General features: G+C 45.2%; 1 protein-coding gene. It reads left to right on the forward strand.

What is annotated here, in order from left to right:
- Window positions 1-252 precede the first annotated feature (252 nt).
- On the forward strand, window positions 253-487 hold a 235-nt coding region (locus M595_RS28485; RefSeq protein WP_023069801.1), incomplete at its 3' end, for a 1-deoxy-D-xylulose-5-phosphate synthase N-terminal domain-containing protein.

Genomic DNA, 487 nt, shown 5'->3' on the forward strand with positions numbered 1-487 from the left:
CTGATCGCAATTACCACAGCACTCGCTCACCCAAAATTCCCTCGCAAAAAGCCGGAATTTACCCTGTTTGACCCCCGAAAACCTGAGTTCTGAGACGGATCTGATCGATAACAAATTACAATCAACTTGATCGCAGATCCCTTTCCCCTGCTACCATGACATCTGTGCATTAACTTGGACGGTAAGTAAACCGATCCATATTTGCTTTTTACACGTTACCTTAAGTAATGGCTAGCGCGGGTATTTAGACGTATGCATTTGAGTGAAATTACTCATCCGAATCAGCTACATGGTTTATCGATTCACGAATTGCAAGAAATTGCCCGACAAATTCGTGAAAAACACTTAGAAACAGTCGCCGCAACAGGCGGACATTTAGGCCCAGGTTTAGGAGTCGTAGAACTCACTCTCGCCCTCTACCAAACTCTGGACTTAGATCGAGATAAAGTCGTCTGGGATGTAGGCCACCAAGCCTATCCCCACAAAA

It is taken from the genome of Lyngbya aestuarii BL J, from assembly GCF_000478195.2.
Lineage (GTDB): Bacteria > Cyanobacteriota > Cyanobacteriia > Cyanobacteriales > Microcoleaceae > Capilliphycus > Capilliphycus aestuarii.